Raw genomic sequence first — 23,249 nt, forward strand, 5'->3', positions numbered from 1 at the left:
CAGCATTATATGTTATAACATTAGTTAATCAATACAATATTCTACCAAATTTTATTTAACCAAATTTTATTTCAAACCACCATCACAACAATCTATTGCGGCCAAATTTTATTTACTGATGGTACTCACATAAAAAACAGCAGTGTCACTTTAATACTACAATATGAATTTTAAGATTATCGGTATATTTACTTAATTTGAAAACCATTAATCTTTACCATGAAAAACCGCAAATTATTACACTCCATACTGCCTGCAGTAGCTATAGGAGGCTTTATGTTTTTTACCGCCTGTAAAAGTAACAACGATTCAAAGAAAACTGCCGACAGCACCTCTACCCCTGCTTCGACAACAGAAAACGCGGGCCTAAAAACACCAGAGGGTTTTAGCGCCAGTATTATTGCCGAAAAACTTGGAGGAACCCGCCACATTGCCATCACTCCGCAAGGCGATATTTATGTAAAGCTTACCAACGTTAAAAACAGCAAGGGCATATTAATGCTGCATGAAGAAGGCGGTAAAGCTTCAGTTAAAAACAGTTTTGGCGCTTATAGCGGTACGGGGATGTCCATCAAAAATGGTTACCTGTATGCTTCATCTGATGAAGAGGTTTTCCGTTATAAACTAAATGACAAAAGCGAGGTGATCAATCCTGATCAGCCCGAAAAAATTGTAACAGGTTTGATCAGTCGTCATGAGCACGAAGCAAAAGCAATAACACTTGATAACGATGGCAACCTCTACGTTAATATAGGTGCATACTCCAATGCCTGCCAGGTTGAAGACCGTAAAAAAGGCTCTCCTGGTCAAAAAGGCTGCCCTATCCTCGATTCCGCAGGTGGTATCTGGCAGTTTAAAGCCGATAAGCTCAACCAGCATTATGGCGATGGCGTACGCTATGCCACCGGCCTCCGTAACGTTGTAGGTATCACCTGGAACCAGCAAAACAACCAGCTTTTTGTAATGCAGCATGGCCGCGATCAGCTTTATGAATTTTATCCTCAATATTTTACGGCCAAACAATCGTCAATTTTACCGGCAGAATGTATGTACGCCCTTAAAAAAGGTGACAACGCAGGCTGGCCCTATATGTATTATGACCAGGAACAGCACAAAAAAATGCTGATGCCGGAATATGGCGGCGATGGCAAAATTGAAGGCGGAAAAGATGCTATCGATCCGGCCGCTGCTTATCCAGGCCACCTTGCTCCTAACGGTTTGTTATTTTACACAGGTGATCAGTTTCCGGCTAAATATAAAAATGGTGCCTTTATAGCTTTCCACGGCTCATGGAACCGCGCACCTGAACCTCAGGCTGGTTATTTCGTGGTATTTCAGCCATTTAAAGATGGTAAGCCCGATGGCCAGTGGGAAGTTTTTGCTGATGGATTTTCAGGTTCAACAGCTAATACTGCTTCAGGTGCCGCAGCCCACCGTCCATGCGGTTTAGCGCAAAGCCCTGATGGCTCACTTTATGTTACCGATGATGTGGCGGGAAACATTTACAAAATCACCTATAAAAAATAACAATGGACTTAAAAAAAGCCCTTCTGTTATTATCCATAATCCTATTTACAAACATTGCCCTACAGGCACAAATAAAACATAAAAGACCGGCGGCCAGGAAAACTGCCGCCGGTTTAAAAGCATCTATAACCAGGGGACAAGCACTTTTTACCCAATATTGTGTAGCCTGCCACCAGGCAGATGGTTTGGGTGTACCCCACATGAACCCACCCCTGGTTAAAACCACTTATGTTTTAGGCGATAAGAATAAGCTTATCAAAATAGTGCTTAATGGTTTTGATGAAGACGTGGAGATAAACGGCGAAACTTACTCAAACACCATGGCAGCACATGATTTTATGCAAGATCAGGAAATAGCTGATGTATTAACCTTTGTACGTAACAGCTTTGGCAATAAAGCAAGTGCTGTTACCATAGCACAGGTAAAAGCTACAAGGGCTACTAATAAGAAGTAGCCGATATATTCGGTATATGTCACTGAATCAGACTTACGAAGTTTTAAAAACTTCGTAAGTCTTGAATAAAACCAATTATAATATAGTAATACCCGCCGACCAGCCGATCCATCCCTTTGTGCGGTTGCCCCAATCAATCAAACCGGGCTTATTTTTAATGATCTGTTGAATATCGCTGTCGCCGGGATGATCGCCATAATTATTATAAACATTAAATGATGGCCCTGCAAAAAAGCTAATTTTTGAACTTGCTCTGAAATTCAACAAAGCGCTTACCTTATTTATTTGATTTTGGTTTTTCCATCCTTTGGCAAACAACAAATGTGTTGAACCCTCGGCTGACAGCGATAGGTTATTACTGAAAATAAAATCATGTCCCAGCCCAAACCCCGTGCTGTAATAAACATGCTTATCAGTAAAATTAACACCGCCTGATATAACGGAATACAGCTTGGCATTCCCCGATTTAAAGGCAATATTAGTTGTAGTGATCTCATTATTGTAAACCTCAATTTTAGCATAGCCATTGCGCGAAATATTCAATAAGCCTATGCCGTACCCATCAAGTGTATCTGCAATGTTTACCAATGCAAACGATGCTCCTTTTATCACACGGGCTTTATTGAAAATTCCGGCTACCTGCATCCCGCTTGCTTCATTGCCCGTAACATTGGCTATGCCGGCAATGCTGAAACCTTTGCTATTTTTCCGGGTGTAATTATAGATACCAGCTACCTGAGCACCCCTGGTATTACCGTTTACATGGTTAAAGATCCCGGCAAGCTGCACGCCCTTAACACTATCTTTTACAATATTAAATATGCCACCTGCCTGCAGGCCTTCCATACTTTTCTGAACGTTATTGTTAACAGCGGCCAATTGAACGCCTTTAACGTTACCGCCAACAATATTGAACAACCCGGCAGCTTGCAGATATTTAACATCCTGTTTGTTGATATTAAATAATCCGCCAAGTTCAACGCCGTTAACCCCACCGTTGTAGCCGCCCAAAAGATTGAATGAAAAATTATTAACCATTTGTCCGCTCATCATACCGTGGCTTCCTAAACTTGGTATCAGCGAGGCTTGTACCGGAACCGTTGAAAGGTAACCGCCTAAATTAAGGTTCTGTATTTTTTGGCCCGATGACAGGAACATCCTGCCCAGCCAACTCCTGTCTGATTTTGAATTGGCAGCATCGGCACTGTAATAATATTCGCGCGGTTTTATGGATACGTTTACATTATTTAACAGGTTGATACTCGTATCCCGATAAAGCTCTTTACTTACATTAACCGTGATCATACCATTGGCCTTTATTTTGAGTTGAAAGTATCCGTTCTGATCTGTCAATGTTGATGCCAGCGAGTTTTTTTCATACACGCTGGCATTGTAAAGTTTTTTGCCGGTGATGTCATCATACACATAACCGCTTATGTAATAAACATTGCCGGGGCCTGCCAGCGTATCGGGCACAAGGGTTAGCCTATACGGTGTAGGCCGGAGTATGATATACCCCGGCGATTCCTTATAATCAACCTTGCCGTGAAACAGTTCATCGAGCAGGTTTTTAATAGTTTGCCCCGAAGATATCATGCTAACCACACTATCGGTTTTGATGACGTCATTACTGTATGAAAAATAAAACTTCCCCTTTTCGCCAATAATAGTAAGGATCTCAGCTATCTTTTTTTGTTTAACGTTGAGCGATACGGCGCGGTTAAGGTTATCCTGTGCAAGCGCATTGGTAATAAGCAAGCATCCCGCCAATACCAGCATTATATAAAATAGTATGTTTAATTTCTTTTCCATCAACTTATTTGATTATGATGAGGTGAGGTTTTTTGATCACTTTAACATCGCCAAGTGTCTCCGCTACTGTTTTGAGTATATTATCTAATGAATCTGCTTTAAATGTGGTTGTTATAGTCCTGTTAGCCAGTTTCTTATTATCAATCACAATATTTACTTTGTAGGCTTCATTAAGTACATCGACCAGGCGCCATAGCGGCGTTTTATTAGCTACAAATTTTTGAGTGCGGTAATAGTTATACAACTCGTCCTGGCTGCTGCCTTTTTGCATGCGGCCAGCCTGCACTGAAGCCTTTTCTTTCGGTTTTAGCTTTACAACAATCTCCTGCTGAATCACCTGCACTACGCCGGTTTCAACAATAACCTCAGTATTGGGGCCGGTGGTTTTGATATTAAACGATGTACCAACCACCTTTACAACCACATCGTTCACATGGATCATAAATGGTTTTGATTTATCATGGGCCACATCAAAAAAAGCTTCCCCTTTTAGCGAGATTTCCCTGGTATCGCCGGTAAACCTGTCGGGGTAATTCAAAACCGAGTTTTTATTCATGGTGATCAATGAGCCATCGGCCAAAGTAACTTTGCGTACCATGTTGCCGCTTTGCAGTGTAAGCATGTTAGGCTTACCGGGTTTAAGCACTGTATATAGTATCCCTGCGCTTCCTAATATGGCAAGCCATATAGCCGCAATTTTAAGCCAGCGGTTTGCAGCGTTTAAAGGCCGAACTTGGGCTGATACCTCTGTCCTGTTTTGAGCCAGCTGCTTAAATTCGGCCCATGAGGCCTCGGGATCGAGCTTGCTTTCTATCTTAAGTTCGCGGCTGGTATCCCAGATCAGCTTAAAGTGATCGAAATACTTGCGGTTATCTTCACTTTCGCTGAGCCAGCGGTTGATGGTTTCATTTTCAACCGGCGTGGTTTCATTCAGCATGTATTTGGTTAATAAATCTTCCATCATCTTAAATAATATTAAAAGCCCTGCTAATAAGCCAAATGATCAACGGCAGGTAATCAACTAATTTGAGCCGTAATGTTTTCAGGGCCTTGCCCATCTGATTTTCTACTGTTTTTATGGAGATGCCCAATTCATCGGCTATTTCCTGGTATTTCAAATCCTCAAACCTGCTCAGCTGAAACACCGTACGGCACTTTTCGGGCAGGTCATTTAATGCCTGCTGTAATTTCTCTTTAAGGTCGAGCAGTTCCATGCCCGTGCCTTCATCCACTTTATCCTTCGTCATATACAGTACATGTTGCTGGTGGTTAACCTTTACCTTTTGGTGCCTGAGGTTATTAAGGCATTCGTTATAAACGGCCCCGTACAGGTAAGCCTTTATCGATCCGCTGAAATTCAGCCGCTCTTTACGTTCCCACAATCGCATGAAAACGTTTTGCACCATTCCCTTCGCGGTATCTTCATCTCTTAAAATAGAGATGGCATACACGTGCAGCGGCCTGATGAAGTGCTTATACACCTGTTCAAAGGTTGCTTCATCGCCCGAGAGCAGCAGCGGGATCAGTTGTTCGCTATTTAAATCCAAAATATGATCAGTTTGGGTTAACATTCAATTAAATCTCAATGCGGTAATTAATGGTTGGAAATATGCCTATCCATTTATTCTTCTCAATAATCCGCTTGCTCTGGTTATAAAATAAACCTGTGTTATTGCGCCTGTTAAGCAGGTTTTGGATATCGAGCAGTAAAAAGTGCGATACTTTTTTGCTGTTGATCCTGTAACTGGCCGAAAAATCGACACGAATATAGGGATCGGCTGTTAATGTGTTGGTTTTCGATTGGTCAATCACCTGCTCATCGCGTTGAAAGGTTTCATCAACTAAAATGGGTGTATACTTCCTGCCGCCTGCATAAATAATCTTTCCGTTTAGGCCGAACAGGTTTTTATGATTGGGGCCGGTAGTCCATTCCTTACCTGCTACCAGGTTGGTTACATACTGGGTATTAAATGTGGTATTAAATTCCTGCCCGCTCAGGGCCTTGTATTTTGAATTGAACACAGAGGATGTGATCATAAAATAATATCCTTTGTTTAATGATCGCTCTACCGAAAACTCAATACCATAATTTTTGCCGGTGCCTTTGTTCACTAACGAATGATAATCGGTACCGCTGATAGCTGTATTGTCAGATACGTTAAGTACGGAAAAATTATTTGCAGGATCGCTGGATACAGGCACATCATACAAATGCTGGTAATATGCCTCGGTTTTAAATTTCAGGTGACCTGAAAACAGCTTTTCATACCCAAGCACCAATTGAGCCGATTTGGTTGGTGAAAGCTTGGTGCTTACCGCATCGTTAGACTCTGCACTTTTGGCAAAGTAAAAAGACAGTGGTTCAAGTCTGCTGTAAGCACCAGCCGCTAAAGATATTTCCTGATCGGGTGTTACATGCCAGTTAAGGCCGGCCCTTGGTTCGTAACTCCAGGTTTTACTCAAGTCAAAATAGTTGACATGGATGCCGGTGTTTAAGCTTAGCTTATTGCCAAAATCATGCTTATTTTGAATGAAACCGTCAAAAGTTGCTGCGCTGCCTTTCTGGTTCAATAGCTCCTTAAGTTGCCGCGTATCATATTGGTATTCCAGATCATATAGATTATAAGTGAGGAAACCGGCGTTTAAACCTGCGCGAATGTTATTATTTTCGCCAGAGCGATAGTTTACGATACCGGCATAGCGAATAGCCGTATTATCATAGTGATTTTTCTGTAATAAACTCGGCTCAAATTTAGATGTAAGGCTATCTACCTTTGATGCATTACGACTACCTGAGAAAGATATGATGTTACTGAAATTAAGCCTGTTATTGGCGATATAGATATTCTTCAGGCCAACACTTCCGGCTTTATAATTATAACGAAGATCGTACGAATCCATCCTTTCGTCCCATTTGGTAGTATCCCGTTTAGCATCGGTGTTTACATTGCCTGCACCACCAACACCAAACACTGAGAATGTGCCCATGCTTCTTGTTGGGAAAACAAGATTAAAAGATAGGTCCTGGTATTGCGGAATGCCCGAATCAGATACGCTAACACCTACGGCTTTAAGCAAACCGAGTGTAGAATAGCGGTAGCTAACTAAATAAGAGGCATTTCCACCTTTAGAGAATGGCCCTTCCATTGTTGCGCCAACGCCAAGCACACCGGCAGTAAAGGTATACTCGCGTTTATCTGTATTACCTTTTCTGAAACGAAGGTCAAAAACACCCGCTGTGGCGTTGTTATATTCGGCAGCGAGCGCGCCTGTATAAAAATCAGATGTACCAATGACGGTTGAATTGAGCATACTTACCCCACCACCTGCCGAACCTTCATTATTAAAATGGTTAGGACTGATGATCTCGATACCCTCTAAACGCCACTGCAAACTTTTGGGAGAATTACCACGCACGATGATCTCGTTATTATCGCCGCCTGCTACTACACCCGCAAAACCCTGCGCCATACGCGCCGGATCAAAAAGGGCACCGGCATAGCGGTTAGTCTCTTCGGGCGAGAACGACCTGCCACTGGCCATTGCCATTGAATTGATAGGGCGTTTGTTGGATGTGGCGCTCACAACCACCTCGTTAAGCTGAGTATTGGCCGTTTCCATCTCCACATTCAATTCGATTTCTTTACCAGTTGTTACCAGCACATCGGATAATACCACTTTATTATAACCCGCGTAACTGATTTCGACTACCTGCCTGCCGATCGGCACCTGCGTGATATGAAAAATACCGCTTGCATCGGTAATACCCGCCCTTTCGGGTTGTACAGAAACAACCTTTACAGTTACGCCAGGCATGGTGAACTTTGAGCTTTTTTCAACAACTGTACCTTTTATGGTTTGGGTAAAAGTTGCTCCGCCGGATTTAACCTGGGCCGTGACCTCATAGCCCTTGATCAGTAAAATAAATAAAAGTAATAAGGAGGATAACTTGTTCATTTAAGTAAAATTTCCCCTGAAACACGCCAGGATCATTTTACCCCTATGAGCAAATCACTTTTTTTCCAGATATTAATTAAATACTTAATGCAGAATCAGTTTTATACATGCTCCTGTTTAAAAACATAATGCAATACTTTACTGTGCAATTCATCGGGCAAAAAAGGTTTCATCACGATATCGTCAAAGCCTGTTTTATAAGCCTCCTCTTCCACGTCTTTAGGAAGATTTGCGGTTAGCGCAATAATAGGGATGCTTACACCGCTCAATCTCATTTTTTTTGTGGATTCATATCCATCCATTATGGGCATTTGCAGATCCATCAATATAAGACGGTGTTTTGACATATCCAGTTTATCAAGCGCTTCCTGGCCATTGGTTGCCACATCGGTAGTAGCGCCCCAGCGTTTTAAATAAGTCTGCGCTACCAATACATTCATTGGGTTATCATCAACAAGTAAAATAGAAATCCCGTTAAGAAGTTTATCCGTGGCATCTGGTTTTACATCAACACTGACAGAATCGGTTGTTTTACCAACTTTTTCAAAGGTTTTAATAAAATAAAATATCGAGCCCACGCCTTCTTCGCTAATCAATTGCAAGGACGAATCCTGCAGTTCCAATATTTTTTTGCTGATTGCAAGACCTAAACCTGTACCACCAAAACTGCGTGATATAGACGAATCAGCCTGGGTGAAGCGCTCAAATATAAGTTTCTGTTTACCGCGGGGAATCCCGATACCTGTATCTTTAACAAACACCATCAATGTAACAGAGGCATCGGTTTGTTCCTTTACTTCCAATCCTAATACTACTTCGCCACTTGGGGTAAACTTTATGGCATTATGAACAAGGTTAGTGATCACCTGCGATAAGCGGGTTGGGTCGCCAAGTAATTTATGCTGCAGCTTTTTATCAAGATCAAGACGCAAGGTTATGTCTTTATCATGAGCCGTTGTTTGCAAACCGCCCACTACATTGCGGGCAATTGCGGCAAGGTCCATTTCAATATGTTCGAAAGTTATTTTCCCTGCTTCAATCTTGTTATAATCAAGCACATCGTTCACTATGGCCAACAAATTATTAGCCGAAAAAAGCATTACATCGAGATGTTCGATCTGGTCTTTACGCGGCTCGTTCTTAAGCAGCAAATGGCTCATGCCTATAACCGAGTTAAGCGGCGTCCGGATTTCATGGCTCATTGTGCTCAAAAACTCGCTTTTAACTTTTAATCCCTGCTCGGCTTCGGCCCTGGCTTTTTTCAATACAAATGACACCCGGTGCGCCAATACAAGTGATTGTAAAAAGAAAAAAGCGATATAACATAAGAAACTAACCAGCTGCAAAGGAGGTATCAATGTCCAGTAATGAAATAGAGAAATGCCAAATACAGACATTAAGGCAAATGCACTCATCAATGCATAAACAGACCCTGGCCTGTTATTACGCCATGCCTTTGAGTATACATAAGGAATATAAACAAGGCAAAAAAGCATTACAACCAGAAAGGGGTTCACCAATTGAGTAAAGATCCATGAAGGGCTAAACAACGTCATCAAAGTGAACGAAAAGCAAACACCGTTAATGATATTTACCACCTTTCTGTTTACATCTAAAGGATATAAATACAGCGTGTAAAAACCAAACAAGCCTATTCCTAAAAACAAGCTCATATACTCCAAACGCGCCGTTACATACCAATTAATATCAGGTAGCAATGTGTGTAAAACGTAGTTATCTGTTCCGATGATCCGGTAACTATAAATTATGGAGAACAGGGCAAAAAGTAAAATGGCTTTGTCGCGGCTGCCCAGCAAATATAAACCAAGGAAAAACAATCCCCCCATAAGTAAACAGCCTGTCAGCATCAGATCAATACCTTCGGCACGATGACGGGCAAGGTCAATTTTTTCTGCGGGGCCTATAAATATAGGTTTGCCGATGCCGCCTTTACTATGTATAAAGTTGGAAACCTGCAACATAATATTTAGCGTATCGCTATTGGGCAGATCAATAGCATGATATTCCCAGTGCGCCTCAAAACCCTTCTCGGAAGTGGTTACCGTTCCGTTTGATGCTACCAAACTTTTATTAACATAAAGTCTGTATGCGCTGTAAACATCAGGCATAGCAAGCTTTAACGGGCTGTGATTTTTAGGAAGTAATATTTTAAGGCGGTAAGTACCATAACCAAAAGCAGGCAGTTTTTTCCCTCGCCAGATATAGCCATTCCATTTAAAGGGAAACCCTACCAATATCCTGTTTTTAATAGCGGCTGTATCATTGGGGTTTATCAATTGATTCCAATAAAACAGCCAATTACCTGCTAATTCAATTTTATCGTTAACAGGCTGGCTGCGCAAATCCAATACCCCATGTACCGCAGCAACATAATTAGTTTGGGCAGATACCTTGGCTATGGTTCCGGTCAATAAAATAAATGCGATATATAAAACTTTATTGAGCTTCATGGATTTACAGCACTTATTATGAAAATCAAAAGCCTGCAAATTTGTTTCGTCCGGAAGTGCAGAATAGGATTTATTTGCCTTCGCCCAGCTCATTAATTTTCATAATAAAGTGTGAATATAACAACCCATATGAATATTTTGAACTATTTGTCCGGCTTATTGATCGATATAAACGATAGGTTAAATTGGCATCTTGTTCAAGTAGTAATAGTTAATGTTAAAAACAAAACCATGTTGTGTAACAGGCATAAAAAAAGCAGCAGACAATTAGTCCTGCTGCCATTTTTTATGATAATTCAATATTATTTGCTTACCGCGCCGTCTAAAATAGGTGTAACAACTGTAGTGATCCCGGTTTGTTGCGTATCATTCAGCTGATCAAGTACAACAATACTGTTTGCACCTTTTTTAAGCCAGCACCCCGGTAAATAAAGCGTTTGCTGCGGGCCAATTTTCCAGTAACGGCCAATGTTGATCCCGTTTACAAATACAATACCTTTTCCCCAATCTTTCAGATCTAAAAAAGTATCTCCCACTTTGCTCAGTTCAAAAGTACCCTGATAAAGTGTTGGGTGGCCAATTACGCCCGCTGCAACAGAAGCAAGTGAAGGAACTTTATCCATAGGCAGCTTGTACATTTGCCAGTTACCGGTAATTTCATGATCATCGATCTTTACCGGGCTAATGATTCCCTTAAGGTTATGAATGATCTCGCCACCATAATTGATCCGGCCAAGGTTTTCTACCAAAATATCCAGGCGCGCGTTAAAAGGGATGTTTATCGGGCAACTGAATTTATTGCTTTGCCTGTTAAGCTCTCCTACTTTTTCACCGTTTACATAAATAGTAGCATAATCACGCAAACCGTCCAGGTTTAATGTACCGCTGATGGGCTGTGTAAATTTGCGGCTGTATAATACATAACCATGCCCCTGGTTGAGTGTTTCAAATGTTTGCGGGGTATCACTTTCTACAGCAGGCTGATTTTTAGCAAATTCCAGAAGATCTGCAGTTTTAGTAAGCTTTATAGCCGGAATCTGGATCACCGGAATTTGTGCAGGTACCTCCGGAATTGTATAAGCTGCATACTTTTTCATCAGGTTACGAATAGCCGTAAACTTAGGTGTTACCCACCCCGCCTCACTTATTGGCGCATCATAATCATAACTGGTAATATCGGGCTGGATCTGGTGCCCTTTATCATAATTTGCACCGCTTGTAAAACCAAAGTTAGTACCGCCGTGTGCCATGTAAATATTAAATGATACGGTATCTTTTAAATATTTCTCCAAATCTTTAATTACCGAAGCTTCTGATACCTTTTCAAATTTCTCGCCCCAATGATCAAGCCAGCCGGGGTAGTATTCTGCTACCATATAAGGGCCTTTGCCTTCGTTATATTGATTGATGAGTTTTTTCAAATTTTTGGTATCTCCTTCGCCGTTGGCTGTTGGCAATGCCCCTTTAATTACTCCACCTTCAAACAGCCAGTCGCCATCTGAGGTAAACAACGGCACATCTACACCTGCTTTTAAAAGCAGATCTTTTATGGCTGCACTGTAAATTTTATGATCGGCAAGTGGCACGTCCTTGCGCTGTGCTACGTATGATCCGAATTCATTTTCGGCCTGCACCATAATAATCGGCCCGCCATGGGTTATTTGCAAATCCTTAACCTGGCCCATCAATTGGTTAATGTAAGTTTTGCATGAATCCAGGAAACGATCATTCTTACTACGGATAACCAGCTGTTTATCGTTTTGAAGCCACCACGGATAACCACCAAACTCCCATTCGGCACAGGCATATGGGCCTGGCCGTAATATTACCATCAAACCCTCCTGCTGCGCAGTTTTCACAAATTCACGAATGTCACGATTTTCAGTTTTGAAATCCCACACACCCGGGCTGGTTTCATGATGGTTCCAGAATACATATGTTGCAACGGCATTCATACCCATTGCATGCAGCATTTGCAGGCGCTGCTTCCAATAAGCCTTTGGGATCCTGGCGAAATGCATTTCGCCGGAATGGATCTGGATAGGTTTTCCGTCATATATAAAATTACCATCGGCAATTTTAAAACTATGTTTCGCCTGACTAAAAACCTGCGAAGTAACAAGGGTTAGCAATAATAAGGAGAGAAGTGTTTTTTTCATTTGCGTTGTATGGTTGAAATGATAAGCCCGGGAGGTATATCATTTTTAATGTTTATAGGCACCTAAGTTATAAACCCAAAACAGTAACACCTAACTTATTTTAACGCAAACGTTTGCTGAACTGTAAAATCAAATTTAATAGCATAAAAAGACAGGTGTTAAACTTCAAGCTTTTGCAAGCTGGCACTTTCCCTGAGCTTACTGATGGCCCGGTTTCGTAACTGTCGCACCCTTTCTGCACTAACGCCAAGCCGGTTACCTATTTCGGGGGCCGAGAGCTCACTGTGCCCCTCAAGCCCATAATGATAAAATATAACCGAACGCTCGGCACCATTTAGCTTGCTCAGTAAATCATCAAGTTGTTGTTTAAGTTGAGATGCCTCCAAAAGGCCTTCTGCTCCGGGTTCATCGATATGTAAACGGTCGAGCAGACTGTATCCATCATCGCCCGGAGTATCCGATTTATCGTATGAATGCGTAAAGGGAGCAACATAAAGGGCCTCTTTTACCTTCCACTCGGCAGTATCCAAAAATGAGGCAATCTCATCCTGAACGGGCATTCGCTCCAATTGCTGCTCCAAAACGCCTGTTGCCCTGTTAACATGAACTATCATATCCACCTGGTTGGCAGGCAGGCGGATCATCCTTGTTTTATCAAGGAGTGCCTCCATGATGCGCTGCCTGATCCACCAAACAGCGTAAGATATAAATTTGAAGCCGCGGGTTTCATCAAACCGTTTCGCGGCTTCAAGCAAACCTAAATTACCCTCGCTTATCAAATCGCCCATGGGCATTCCCTGGTGCTGATATTTCTTTGCCACCGAAACCACAAAACGCAGATTGGCTTTTACCAGCTTGTGTAAAGCTGACATGTCTCCCTGCCTTATCTTTCCGGCCAAAAGCACTTCCTCTTCCGCACTGATGGTTGGCTCACGGGTTATATCGCTGAAATACTTCTCCAGCGAAGCAGCATCACGGGCGGTGATCGATTGGGTAATGTTCAGCTCTTTCATTGCTGCTGATTTTTAACTCACGGTTGCAGTATTACTATCATTTTTATAAACCGGTGCCAGGTGATGAAGCATATCAGCTGTCATGGCAGCAAGATCATATTCTGGTTGCCAGTTCCAGTCTTGTCTCGCTTCATTATCATCAACACCCGCCGGCCAAGAGTTTGCAATTGACTGACGTTTGTCTGCATTGTAGCTGATGGTAAAACCAGGCAGGTGTTTTTGCAATTCTGTTACTAAATCGGCAGGTGTAAAACTCAAAGCACCAATATTATATGCGCCTCGTTCTTTGAGGGCCTTTGCCGGGGCATTCATCAGTTCGATGGTTGCCCTTACTGCATCCTCCATGTACATCATCGGCAAAGCCGTGTCTTGGTCCAGGTAGCATTCGTATGATCCATTCTGCAAAGCCTCGTGAAATATCGCTACGGCATAGTCTGTAGTACCACCACCAGCCGGGGCACTATAACTGATCAAGCCGGGATAACGAATACTTCGCACATCAAGCCCATAGTGCTCCCTATAGTAGGCACACCATTGTTCGCCGGCTTCTTTACTTATACCATAAACCGTTTGCGGATCAAGTAACGCATCCTGCGGGCTGATCTTACGTGCGGTTGATGGCCCAAATACAGCTATACTGCTTGGCCAAAATATCTTTTCCAATTTATGATCTTTGGCAACTTCTAATATGTTCAGTAAGCTTTGCATATTCAGATGCCATGCCTTTAGCGGGGCTTCTTCTCCTTTGGCCGATAAGGTAGCCGCAAGATGATAAATTTGAGTTACTTTGTAACTAATAACCAGGTTTTCGATTTCATCCTTATCCAATACATTTAGTTGATGATATGGCCGGTCTGAATCTGGTATTGCAGAGGCATCGCGCAGGTCGGTAGCAATTACTTGCTTCCTGCCATAGGCGTTTCGCAGGGCGGCAACCAGTTCGGTACCTATTTGCCCGCGGGCACCGGTAACAAGGATCACCGGCAATGGTTGATTTTTATCGTATTCCATAGTATTATGATGTAAAATTGTATATTCACAAACTCATAATCCATACAATACTTAAAATTTGGTTTTACAACCTGAAAATACATCCCAAATGGGGTTTTAAAACTTTTGGCAAATAATTGATAATTGTATTTTAGTTTTTGTAACTCTTATGCTCGACCAACTTGACGATACCGATATCCGCATACTTCAATTACTTCAGGAAAATGCACGCCTTACCGGCCAGGAAATAGGTTTAAAGCTTAATAAAACTACTACACCTATCAATAACCGGATCCGCTCGTTACAGGAACGCGGCTATATTAAAAAGTATGTTGCAGTGCTTGATCATGAAAAACTGGAGCTTGATTTCATGACCTTTACTCATGTGCAACTAAAAGATCACAGTCAGCACAGCTTGAGCCATTTTGAAAGCGAGATCATTAAACTTCCTGAAGTGCTGGAATGCTACCACCTAACCGGCGACTTTGATTTTATTTTAAAGGTTACGGTAAAAGACCGTAAAGAATACCATGATTTTTTGATGAACAGGCTTTTTGCCATCATCGCCATTGGCAAGGTGGAAACCAAGCTTGTAATGAAAGCAGCAAAAACAGAAACTGCATTACCAATCAGAAAGCACTAAGTCCCGGATAGTTAAAAATAATGTTCTGTTGACGCAACGAGTGAAAGTAGTTCCAGCTTGGGTTCAACTTCTAAATCACTGGCCTCAAGTTCGCTTGCAAATTTGTGAAACGACTTCAATCCCTGAAGCACCTGGTGAGCTTCTTCATTCTCCAATTGGTCAAAATGCATAAATGTTTTTCCATCGGGCAATAACCATGCAGTATACTTAATACCAGGGTGGCCCAAACCTTTAAGCTCTTCAACAATGGCAGCAATATTTTGTTGATTGGTAGCCGCAAATTCGGGGCGTGTGGTGTATTGTACTCTTACTATTTTCATACCATGAAGCTAAATTAAAGACGATTATTGCCAAACACGCAAACGTGCCAACTAACAGGGGCATTTGCGCCAAAACCAAATACTACCGGATACTTCGTCTGCACAACTATATCTTCATTGTCATTTCAGTGTTTAAAACACATTGAAACATTTCTATATATTAATATTATTTTACCTTTGCATCATCAACCATTGATGAACGTTATTGGGGTAAAATATAATGGATAATAAAAAAATAGAAAAAATATCCCGGGCATTAAGCGATATAAACCGGATAGCTATCTTACAGCAATTTAAAAAAAAGAAGGATTGCCTTTATTGTGCTGAAGTAAACGATTTACTTGATCTTACCCAACCATCCGTATCTCACCATCTTAAACAATTGGTCGATGCTGATTTATTGCTACCACAAAAGGAAGGCCGCAACTTAAAATATGTGCTAAATCAGGATGTGCTTGATGAGTACATCGCCTCCCTCAACGAATTAAAAAGCTAAGCACAAACCTTCGGAAGCAGATACAGTTTCTCGAATTAAAACATCGAAACATTCAAATATTTAAATATATCGACTCATGAATAAATCAATCTATATTATGGCCCTTGGTGCTTTCGGCATCATAACTACTGAGTTTGGGGTTATCGGTATCCTCCCCGATCTGGTAAAGGAATTTCATATTTCAATTGATACAGCAGGCTGGCTGCTTAGTGCGTTTGCCTTAACAGTGGCGCTTGCAGGGCCTTTTACCAATATGCTTACAGCACGCCTTAACCGTAAATTTATTATGTGCCTGGTACTGGGAATATTTGTTATTTCTAATTTACTATCGGCAATAGCACCAAACTTTACAATACTGATGATAGCCCGAATTTTGCCGGCATTTTTACATCCTGTATTTTGGGCTGTATCGATAACAGCAGCTGCAAAGCAGGCTGGCCCAAAAGATGCACCAAAAGCTATCTCCATAGTTATGGCCGGACTTAGTGTAGCAACTGTACTCGGCGTCCCTTTAACCACCTACATGGCCGACCTTTTTAGTTGGAGAGCGTCCTTCATATTGTCGGCGGCCATTAACTTACTGGCTTTTGGCGCATTAACACTATTTGCACCATCAATGCCTGTTAATGAGGAGCAAGCAAGTCCTAAAAGCCAGGTAAAGGTACTGCGCAATATGCATTTATGGGTTAAGTTACTGGCGTCAACTATTATTTTAGCGGGTATGTTTGCCACGTATGGTTACCTTGCCGAGTACCTGGACAAAGTATCGCGCATGAGCGGAGCGCAGATTAGCATTATGCTGCTGGTATTTGGCGTTACAGGTATAGCAGGTAACTGGCTTATGGGCATTGCGCTAAGTAAAAACATGATACTTACTATGCGCCTGTTTTTAATTTCATTGGTTGCAACCCACTTACTGGCATACCAGTTTGGAGGATATTTTATCCCGATGATTGCTATCCTTTCGGTTTGGGGATTTATACATACAGGCGGATTTCTCGCAGCCAATATACAGGTTACCCATGGTATGCAGGAACCTGACCTTGATTTTGTAAACGGATTACTCCAATCCTTTTTTAACGCAGGTATTACGCTGGGCACCTTGCTGGGAGGCTTTGTGATTGCCCACTACGGTATTCATGAGGTAATTTGGATGACGGTACCTTTACTTACGCTTGCCTTTGGAATGAGCTTTATCACCTCAGGCACCGCCGGGAAAACAACATCAATGCAGATTGAAGTATTGCCATCAGAGGTTGAAACAATAGAGGTTGCAGTTTGTGAGTAAATAACCAGGCTTGATAATAAACTAAAAAAAGGAATCTCCTGGTGTTAGGCCAGAGATTCCTTTTGAGCATTTTTAGCTTACAAGGAAAGTACCTGTATGCCTTCAAGTCTATTTTGTCGAACTATCAGAAGTCGCTTTGCTGTATTGTAACAGGGCCAATTAATCCCGATTTTAATAGCGGTGAATCCTTTGTATAAAATTTATGAGTGGTAAACGCGAACCGTTGGCTTTTACGGGGCATTCCCTTTATTAGCCATTCTGGCCACCTCCCATCGCCTTGGATCCCGTCGTCAGGTAGTCTTTCATCCCCAATCAATCTGTTGGGCCATAGGTTTACAACTTCTATTTCTAATAGGTTGTGCTTTTTTAAATCAGCAGTGCTGATATCAATTCGCCAGGGGGCGGTCCAAAGAATGCCAACATTTTTACCGTTTAATTTTACCCGCGCCATGTTGTTTACCTCACCGAGATCAAGGCTGATCTTTTTGTTTTTTTGCAGTAATCCACCCGCGGGCAGGTCAAATGTTTTACGATATACTGCTGTGCCTGAATAATACTTGATGCCATCTTCCGGTCGCTGGGTCCAGTCCTTTAACATATCAAACTGTACAGACCTGGGGCCTCCCCATTTAGGGTCGAAACTTACCTGCCACGGGCCGTTCAAGGTTTTTATTGTTCTATAATCTGCGAAATTTTTGTGGTTTACTGCAGATATATTTTTAGTAAACAGAACAAAATAACTTTGATACGGCTCAAATTTTAAAGGAACTGATGTAAGTTCCCCATTTCTTGAATATTCGGGAAGCACCCGCACGCTGGCGGTTACAGGGTCCCAAAGTTGTACGGTATTATTACCCGTGCGGAATAATGCAGTAGCAGCAACTTGTTGATCTGTTCTGTTTGAAACGAAATAGACATCATCATTACCAACAACACGGTGGGTGTATCTTAACTGACCGTTTGCGGCAAAATCCAGCTCGATGTGCATTTTTTTCAGGATTGCGGCAGTAAGTTGATATGCAGGATAAAGATTGTCAATGTTGTTATTCAAATCGCCGCCCCATATTAATTTACCCTTTCCAAACTTATGCTCTGTTTGCTCACTGGGTTCTTGTAAACTACCCCATAATTTCGTGACCATTGCTGCAAGCTGTTCATCGCACGTAGGATAATCAGAAAGCCCCGGAGATTTTAAGGGAGGAGAACCCACAACAGTGGCACCGTTACTTATTAGTTCAGTGATTTTTTGCAACAACGCCCTTGTCATGGTTTTTACGGCAGGTAAAACCAGTAACCTGTAACTGGCTCCGCCAGGAAACACGATCTGCCCGTTTTGAACAGTTGCCTTATACAATTGGGCCGGCGAACAGCCGTCAAAATTATAACCTTTTCTGTCAGGAATTACCTCATCCCCATCCATTGCTGACGACGGTGGCCTGAATACATGCGGAGAGCCTTCGGGAGTAAGATAAAGCACATCGGCCACAGCCCTGCCCTGCTGCAACATATACTGGCAGCGCGATACGTAATCATGATACCCTTTTACCATCGGCCACCAGGTTTGGTTTCTGTCCCAATGTACGCCATAAGGGCCCATGGTAGCACCGGGCCTTAAAGAGTCGGCCAGGAATTGATTTTGGAACGTATGGTAAACAAAACGGTTTATCCCTGTAGCAAATGCCCAGTCGCCCTGGTTTTTCATCGAACCCGGATATTGTTTCCACATATCATTATCGGCGGTAAAAGCCTCTGCAGGGATTAATGATTTACCGTTTATATGCCCTATGGAAGTTGCTTCAATACAGCTAAAAGATGAATTAAAGCCATATCCTTTGCTCCAAAACTCGCACATAGGTACATCTGCAATATTGCCAAGTTCAAGATCGGCCGTTGGGTTCATGTCGTAAGGTTCAATTGATAACTTTAATCCAAGTTTGTGCGCATACTTTTTCACGTAACCGGCGTGGTTTTCTAAAACCAGTTCCTGTGAGGTTTGGCGCAGGTCCCACAAAAAACGTTCGCTTATTTCATTGCTTTCAACCACATTGCCCGCATAAACAGGGTAATAAGGTAAAGGGTCGTAACCTCTTCGCTTTATAAACTCGGCCCTGAAATTTCCAGTCCAGTTTTGCGCCCCCATTTCCCAACTGTCTATGTGTAATCTTTTTAAGCCCCCGGGTACAGCCGCATCAGGCATTCCGGCTTTACGCAGCAGCTTGCCAATATAATTTTCTAAGTGTGATTTAAGCGCTACTGTATCAAATTTATCTTCTTCAAAACCTAAACCGGGCACAGGTGCCGGGCGGGTAATAGCGCCATTGTTTCGTTTGCCTAAGCGCATCACTGTCCATTTTCCATTTGGGGCGGTCCAGTTAAGCGTGCCATCTGCACGCAATTTAGCAGTAAGATCAATGATCTTACTTTTATCTATTACGGCATCTTTAGTAACTTCCGGATATTTGGCCGTATAGGGAAGGTATTGTTTTACACCTTTTACAGACGAGTAAGGAGCGCGATAGTATAAAGCCTTTTCATCGATATCAGCTATTTTAACCGAAGTTTCTGCCGGAGTTGGATAGGCTATTACCGCAATATCCTCGTAAAAATCATTCCATTGCTTTTTTAATTCTGGTGTAAATGCGCCTTCTCCAAAATAAGGGGCCTTGGGTTGCGGAACGGGCAATTTGATCTGCTGCGCTGTTCCTCCTGTTATATTAACGGTACTACTTACCAAATGCTGCATAGATTGTGATACAGGTACCCAAGGGCCACCGCTGCCAGTCCATCCGGGCCCTATGCCAAGTGTTATTTCAATACCTAAACGTTTGGCCTCCTTTACAGCGTGGGCAAACATATTTTGCCACTCTTCGCTCAAAAAATCAACAGAGCCACGAGGGATACCTACGTTCACTTCCAAAAATATCAAATTACTGATTCCCGCCTTTTTCATAGATTCCAGATCAGAAGTAATTGACCTTGCCGACATGTTGCCATCCATAAAATACCAGTACACACCCGGTTTTGCACTATCGGGCGGGTTAAGAAAACCTGCTTTCAATTTGCCCACTTGCGCCTGGCTTGCAAACTGAAAACACAAAAAAATAATAAACGAGATTACAAAAGGCTTATACATTTATTAAATATAAATAACTGGTAAATCAAAGCTATTTTAATTCCTATTAATCTGACGCTACTTATTTGATATTTAACTTATAATTTTTGATTTGCCGGGGCCGAAAAAACCGGTTATATTTCAAATTTGATTTAATCAGTTTTTTGTTTTTAATTTTGTACCGATGATGGACACGCTGCAAATAAAACTTATTAAAGAACAGCTTGATGAGCTAAAGGATGAACCTGAAAGCCTATCGAAGTTTCTGAACGTATTATTTGAGCCTTTTTCAGCAAATTACGAACAGCTTAAATATGCACTGGAGCGCGAGTTCAGGCCGGAAGGCTCACCGGAAGTAACCCGTTTAAATTTTGACAGGATCAAATTTGATCAAAATGCCGGGCAAGGAAGCTTCCGCATTGTATTGGATGTTAATTATTCATTTGGCTGCGAGGATGTTGTTACGTTTAAAAAGGACCAAACATCAGAATGGACATTTCTTATTGACCATAAGCTTTTAATTGTGAGCTTTTTTAGCTCGCCTTATATCGATAGCCGCTCAACCGCCGACGAGTTTTAGTTGCTCAACTATGCAACAATCTGAAGCTACAATACTGATTCAAAAAGGCATAACAAACGAGTTTCCGCAAAACTGGATTGATCTGGGCTGTGGTAACGGAACGTTCACACTTTCCCTCGCAAACCTCCTTCCTCTGGAAAGCCATATCACAGCTTTCGATAAAACCAGCCAGCAGTTACCATACTCTATTAATGGGATCAAAATAGATTTCCGTAAAGCTGATTTTATAGATGAACAAATAGCCGTTAGCCCTTTAGACGGGATCCTCATGGCAAACTCATTACATTTTGTGGCCGACAAAACAAAACTGATCAAACAACTGGAAAACATATTTAAGGGCAATCCCAAGTTCCTGATTGTAGAATACGATACCACTACAGCCAGCCCATGGGTGCCGTATCCCATTTCTTATCAGAAACTAAACCAGGAATTTAATCAGTTAGGCTATCGAACAGATAAGTTAGCGGAGATGCCCTCAAAATTTGGTGGGATAATTTATTCGGCGCTCGCATTCAAATAAAATAAGTTCATTTACTTCAATGCTGTAATGTTCTATCACTTTGCAACCTGGTTATTATAGATCTTTACATCCTTACAATCTTTTAAGCTTATCAACTTATTGATATCCTTAAAACCGGATGAAGTTATCTTATTACCGGTAATTCTTACCCCGCCGGTGCTCGAAGCTTCAAAAAAACGGGCATCTTTCAAAGTAACTTTATTACCCGCTATTTTGATCCCGGTATGTACCGGACTTGCAGACGCTACTTTATTTTCTGGCAACAAGCCTATAACTGGACCACCGCATTCGTAAAACGTGTTGTTTTGAATGGTAACATTCTTTACAGCACCCGATTCATACCAGCTTGAAGCATCATCGTTGATCATGATGGCACTGTTATGAGTGCGGTTAACGATATTGTTTTCTATTAATACTTTTCTCCTGGTAGTAACCAGGATACCCCTCGTCGGAATCTTTTCAATTGTATTGTGATGGATCCAAACTTCGGGAGTGGCGGTTATATTTTCAACCACATCGCCGGTTTCCATACCATCAGGCAATGGTTTATTCAGGTTTAACAAAAACTCCTTATTATTAAGTTTTTTCACATTCAATAGTTTATTATTTTGATAACTAAGCAAACTTGCAGGATGTACGAGACCAATGCTGTCTCCGGTCGAAAATGCGTCGAACCCATAGGTTTGATCATGCATGAACCTAACTTTAACCTGTGTTGGCGAAAGCTTTTCTGTTATCTTTAAAAATGTGCCATGCACATTAATGGCGTCATCATTGGCCCCCGATAAATATGAACCGGCAACTTCAATTTTACCATTGCAGCCCGAAAAATGCAGTATATCAGCCCAGGCCGCGCAAGTTCTCCCTGTCCGGGCTTTAACACTGATATTGGTAAAGCTAAGGTTTTTGCTAAACTGGCTTACTACTCCCATTCCGTGCATAAAATAAATGCGGATTTGGTTTAAATCAATATTACTGCTTTTTTGAATAAATATTCCGGCACAATCACGGGTAACATCCCTGTTTTGATATACCATACCTTTATGAAAGCCAGGGTTTTGCCTGAAAAATATGCGGACCTTATTCGCATTCAAAGAAGCATATTTCAGGTGTTGCTGCGGAATATCCAACCTTTCAAGTATTCGTGTAGCGGGGTTGTATTGTTGCCAGTATGAATCCGGCTGGTAGCGCCAGCCTTCACCAATCCAGGTTAAGGTGCTATCTTTAATACTAAATTCCGAATCATTATTAATAACTGCATCTGCATGATTTGCAGTTAGCTCCGTAATTGTAAATTCCGAAACAGTTGGCCTCTGATAGTCGAAACTTAAACCACTAATTTTAACGTTATTGCTGTGATTAATGTAAGTTTCGATCATTTTACCCCTTAAATTAACCAGCGCAGCACCACCTGTCACGTTTACAAACCGACTGCTGTCAAGCATCAGGGCTATTGCTTTTAAACCGTACGGAACATCGTTGGTATTGGAAATGTGCAATTGCGTTTTAAAGGCCCCGTCAGGGAAAAAATCATATTTGCCGGGAGCAAATTTTATGGTAACAGGATTCTCCTTTGTTCCATGGGCTACTACAGCCATTGTTTCGTGAAATCCCCCGGGTGATAACACTGTCACATTATCACCTGCTGATAATACAAGCCTGTTAATACCCATAAATGTTTTCCAGGCTTTTGCAGGGATCTTTCCATTATTGCTATCATTACCCTTAACAGGATCGATATAATATGTGCGGTTACCGGGAGAAATGTGCCGGGCTACCAGGGTTGAATATTCAACCGGCTTATTTTGAGCTTTTAACAAACTGCATATCATTAACAAGGCCAAAAGCAACAGATATTTTGTGGTGAAGTTTCTCATGGTATATATCAGGTTACTAATATATAGTG

18 protein-coding genes are annotated in these 23,249 nt (G+C 41.8%); 7 read left to right on the forward strand and 11 right to left on the reverse strand.

Annotation, left to right across the window (positions count from 1 at the left end; genetic code table 11):
• The first annotated feature begins 219 nt into the window (after positions 1-219).
• Both MTO98_RS17950 and MTO98_RS17955 read left to right on the forward strand, forming a co-directional pair.
• Positions 220-1,527 (forward strand): sorbosone dehydrogenase family protein, encoded by a 1,308-nt coding sequence (locus MTO98_RS17950; RefSeq protein ID WP_243480265.1) that lies wholly within the window; start codon positions 220-222, stop codon positions 1,525-1,527.
• A 2-nt stretch (positions 1,528-1,529) separates the two neighbouring features.
• On the forward strand, positions 1,530-1,982 hold the full coding sequence (locus tag MTO98_RS17955) for a cytochrome c (protein WP_243480266.1): 453 nt from the start codon (positions 1,530-1,532) through the stop codon (positions 1,980-1,982).
• Between the two features lie 75 nt (positions 1,983-2,057).
• Here MTO98_RS17955 and MTO98_RS17960 read toward each other — a convergent pair whose 3' ends face one another.
• From MTO98_RS17960 to MTO98_RS17995, 8 genes are all read right to left on the reverse strand, one after another.
• Positions 2,058-3,794: a carboxypeptidase-like regulatory domain-containing protein gene (locus MTO98_RS17960; protein WP_243480267.1), complete on the reverse strand. Its 1,737-nt coding sequence runs from the start codon at positions 3,792-3,794 to the stop codon at positions 2,058-2,060.
• A 4-nt stretch (positions 3,795-3,798) separates the two neighbouring features.
• Positions 3,799-4,758 carry a FecR family protein gene (locus MTO98_RS17965; protein WP_243480268.1) on the reverse strand — a complete coding sequence of 320 codons (960 nt, stop codon included), beginning with the start codon at positions 4,756-4,758 and terminating at the stop codon, positions 3,799-3,801.
• A 1-nt stretch (position 4,759) separates the two neighbouring features.
• A complete protein-coding gene (locus MTO98_RS17970; protein WP_243480269.1) occupies positions 4,760-5,365 on the reverse strand; it encodes an RNA polymerase sigma-70 factor in 606 nt (201 codons plus the stop codon).
• Between the two features lie 4 nt (positions 5,366-5,369).
• The gene (locus MTO98_RS17975) at positions 5,370-7,751 is read right to left on the reverse strand and encodes a TonB-dependent receptor (RefSeq protein WP_243480270.1); all 2,382 of its coding nucleotides are present in this window, start codon (positions 7,749-7,751) and stop codon (positions 5,370-5,372) included.
• 101 nt (positions 7,752-7,852) lie between these two features.
• The gene (locus tag MTO98_RS17980) at positions 7,853-10,222 is read right to left on the reverse strand and encodes a response regulator (protein WP_243480271.1); all 2,370 of its coding nucleotides are present in this window, start codon (positions 10,220-10,222) and stop codon (positions 7,853-7,855) included.
• A gap of 302 nt (positions 10,223-10,524) precedes the next feature.
• The gene (locus MTO98_RS17985; protein WP_243480272.1) at positions 10,525-12,381 is read right to left on the reverse strand and encodes a beta-galactosidase; all 1,857 of its coding nucleotides are present in this window, start codon (positions 12,379-12,381) and stop codon (positions 10,525-10,527) included.
• A gap of 158 nt (positions 12,382-12,539) precedes the next feature.
• A complete protein-coding gene (locus MTO98_RS17990; RefSeq protein ID WP_243480273.1) occupies positions 12,540-13,394 on the reverse strand; it encodes an RNA polymerase sigma factor RpoD/SigA in 855 nt (284 codons plus the stop codon).
• A 12-nt stretch (positions 13,395-13,406) separates the two neighbouring features.
• The gene (locus MTO98_RS17995; RefSeq protein WP_243480274.1) at positions 13,407-14,405 is read right to left on the reverse strand and encodes an NAD-dependent epimerase/dehydratase family protein; all 999 of its coding nucleotides are present in this window, start codon (positions 14,403-14,405) and stop codon (positions 13,407-13,409) included.
• A gap of 148 nt (positions 14,406-14,553) precedes the next feature.
• On the opposite strand from MTO98_RS17995, the gene MTO98_RS18000 reads away from it, so the two are divergent.
• Positions 14,554-15,027, forward strand: coding sequence for an Lrp/AsnC family transcriptional regulator (locus tag MTO98_RS18000; RefSeq protein ID WP_114937700.1), 474 nt, complete (start codon positions 14,554-14,556; stop codon positions 15,025-15,027).
• A gap of 11 nt (positions 15,028-15,038) precedes the next feature.
• Here the strand turns inward: MTO98_RS18000 and MTO98_RS18005 are convergent, their stop codons facing one another.
• A complete protein-coding gene (locus MTO98_RS18005) occupies positions 15,039-15,347 on the reverse strand; it encodes a hypothetical protein (protein WP_243480275.1) in 309 nt (102 codons plus the stop codon).
• A gap of 220 nt (positions 15,348-15,567) precedes the next feature.
• On the opposite strand from MTO98_RS18005, the gene MTO98_RS18010 reads away from it, so the two are divergent.
• Both MTO98_RS18010 and MTO98_RS18015 read left to right on the forward strand, forming a co-directional pair.
• Positions 15,568-15,843, forward strand: coding sequence for a helix-turn-helix transcriptional regulator (locus tag MTO98_RS18010; RefSeq protein ID WP_243480276.1), 276 nt, complete (start codon positions 15,568-15,570; stop codon positions 15,841-15,843).
• A 76-nt stretch (positions 15,844-15,919) separates the two neighbouring features.
• The gene (locus tag MTO98_RS18015) at positions 15,920-17,131 is read left to right on the forward strand and encodes an MFS transporter (RefSeq protein WP_243480277.1); all 1,212 of its coding nucleotides are present in this window, start codon (positions 15,920-15,922) and stop codon (positions 17,129-17,131) included.
• A gap of 124 nt (positions 17,132-17,255) precedes the next feature.
• Here the strand turns inward: MTO98_RS18015 and MTO98_RS18020 are convergent, their stop codons facing one another.
• Positions 17,256-20,264, reverse strand: a complete 3,009-nt coding sequence (locus tag MTO98_RS18020; protein ID WP_243480278.1) for a glycosyl hydrolase — start codon at positions 20,262-20,264, stop codon at positions 17,256-17,258.
• Positions 20,265-20,427: 163 nt separating this feature from the next.
• On the opposite strand from MTO98_RS18020, the gene MTO98_RS18025 reads away from it, so the two are divergent.
• Entirely contained in the window at positions 20,428-20,823 is a 396-nt protein-coding gene (locus tag MTO98_RS18025; protein ID WP_243480279.1) for a hypothetical protein, read from the forward strand.
• Positions 20,824-20,833: 10 nt separating this feature from the next.
• Entirely contained in the window at positions 20,834-21,343 is a 510-nt protein-coding gene (locus MTO98_RS18030; RefSeq protein WP_243480280.1) for a trans-aconitate 2-methyltransferase, read from the forward strand.
• Between the two features lie 35 nt (positions 21,344-21,378).
• Here MTO98_RS18030 and MTO98_RS18035 read toward each other — a convergent pair whose 3' ends face one another.
• A complete protein-coding gene (locus tag MTO98_RS18035) occupies positions 21,379-23,220 on the reverse strand; it encodes a right-handed parallel beta-helix repeat-containing protein (RefSeq protein WP_243480281.1) in 1,842 nt (613 codons plus the stop codon).
• Positions 23,221-23,249: the final 29 nt, after the last annotated feature.

This window comes from Mucilaginibacter sp. SMC90 (assembly GCF_022811725.1).
Lineage (GTDB): Bacteria > Bacteroidota > Bacteroidia > Sphingobacteriales > Sphingobacteriaceae > Mucilaginibacter.

Coding starts and splice junctions, on each gene's coding strand:
- MTO98_RS17950 (WP_243480265.1), top strand. CDS start 220: ATGAAAAACCGCAAATTATTACACTCCATACTGCCTGCAGTAGCTATA.
- MTO98_RS17955 (WP_243480266.1), top strand. CDS start 1,530: ATGGACTTAAAAAAAGCCCTTCTGTTATTATCCATAATCCTATTTACA.
- MTO98_RS17960 (WP_243480267.1), bottom strand. CDS start 3,794: ATGGAAAAGAAATTAAACATACTATTTTATATAATGCTGGTATTGGCG.
- MTO98_RS17965 (WP_243480268.1), bottom strand. CDS start 4,758: ATGATGGAAGATTTATTAACCAAATACATGCTGAATGAAACCACGCCG.
- MTO98_RS17970 (WP_243480269.1), bottom strand. CDS start 5,365: ATGTTAACCCAAACTGATCATATTTTGGATTTAAATAGCGAACAACTG.
- MTO98_RS17975 (WP_243480270.1), bottom strand. CDS start 7,751: ATGAACAAGTTATCCTCCTTATTACTTTTATTTATTTTACTGATCAAG.
- MTO98_RS17980 (WP_243480271.1), bottom strand. CDS start 10,222: ATGAAGCTCAATAAAGTTTTATATATCGCATTTATTTTATTGACCGGA.
- MTO98_RS17985 (WP_243480272.1), bottom strand. CDS start 12,381: ATGAAAAAAACACTTCTCTCCTTATTATTGCTAACCCTTGTTACTTCG.
- MTO98_RS17990 (WP_243480273.1), bottom strand. CDS start 13,394: ATGAAAGAGCTGAACATTACCCAATCGATCACCGCCCGTGATGCTGCT.
- MTO98_RS17995 (WP_243480274.1), bottom strand. CDS start 14,405: ATGGAATACGATAAAAATCAACCATTGCCGGTGATCCTTGTTACCGGT.
- MTO98_RS18000 (WP_114937700.1), top strand. CDS start 14,554: ATGCTCGACCAACTTGACGATACCGATATCCGCATACTTCAATTACTT.
- MTO98_RS18005 (WP_243480275.1), bottom strand. CDS start 15,347: ATGAAAATAGTAAGAGTACAATACACCACACGCCCCGAATTTGCGGCT.
- MTO98_RS18010 (WP_243480276.1), top strand. CDS start 15,568: ATGGATAATAAAAAAATAGAAAAAATATCCCGGGCATTAAGCGATATA.
- MTO98_RS18015 (WP_243480277.1), top strand. CDS start 15,920: ATGAATAAATCAATCTATATTATGGCCCTTGGTGCTTTCGGCATCATA.
- MTO98_RS18020 (WP_243480278.1), bottom strand. CDS start 20,264: ATGTATAAGCCTTTTGTAATCTCGTTTATTATTTTTTTGTGTTTTCAG.
- MTO98_RS18025 (WP_243480279.1), top strand. CDS start 20,428: ATGATGGACACGCTGCAAATAAAACTTATTAAAGAACAGCTTGATGAG.
- MTO98_RS18030 (WP_243480280.1), top strand. CDS start 20,834: ATGCAACAATCTGAAGCTACAATACTGATTCAAAAAGGCATAACAAAC.
- MTO98_RS18035 (WP_243480281.1), bottom strand. CDS start 23,220: ATGAGAAACTTCACCACAAAATATCTGTTGCTTTTGGCCTTGTTAATG.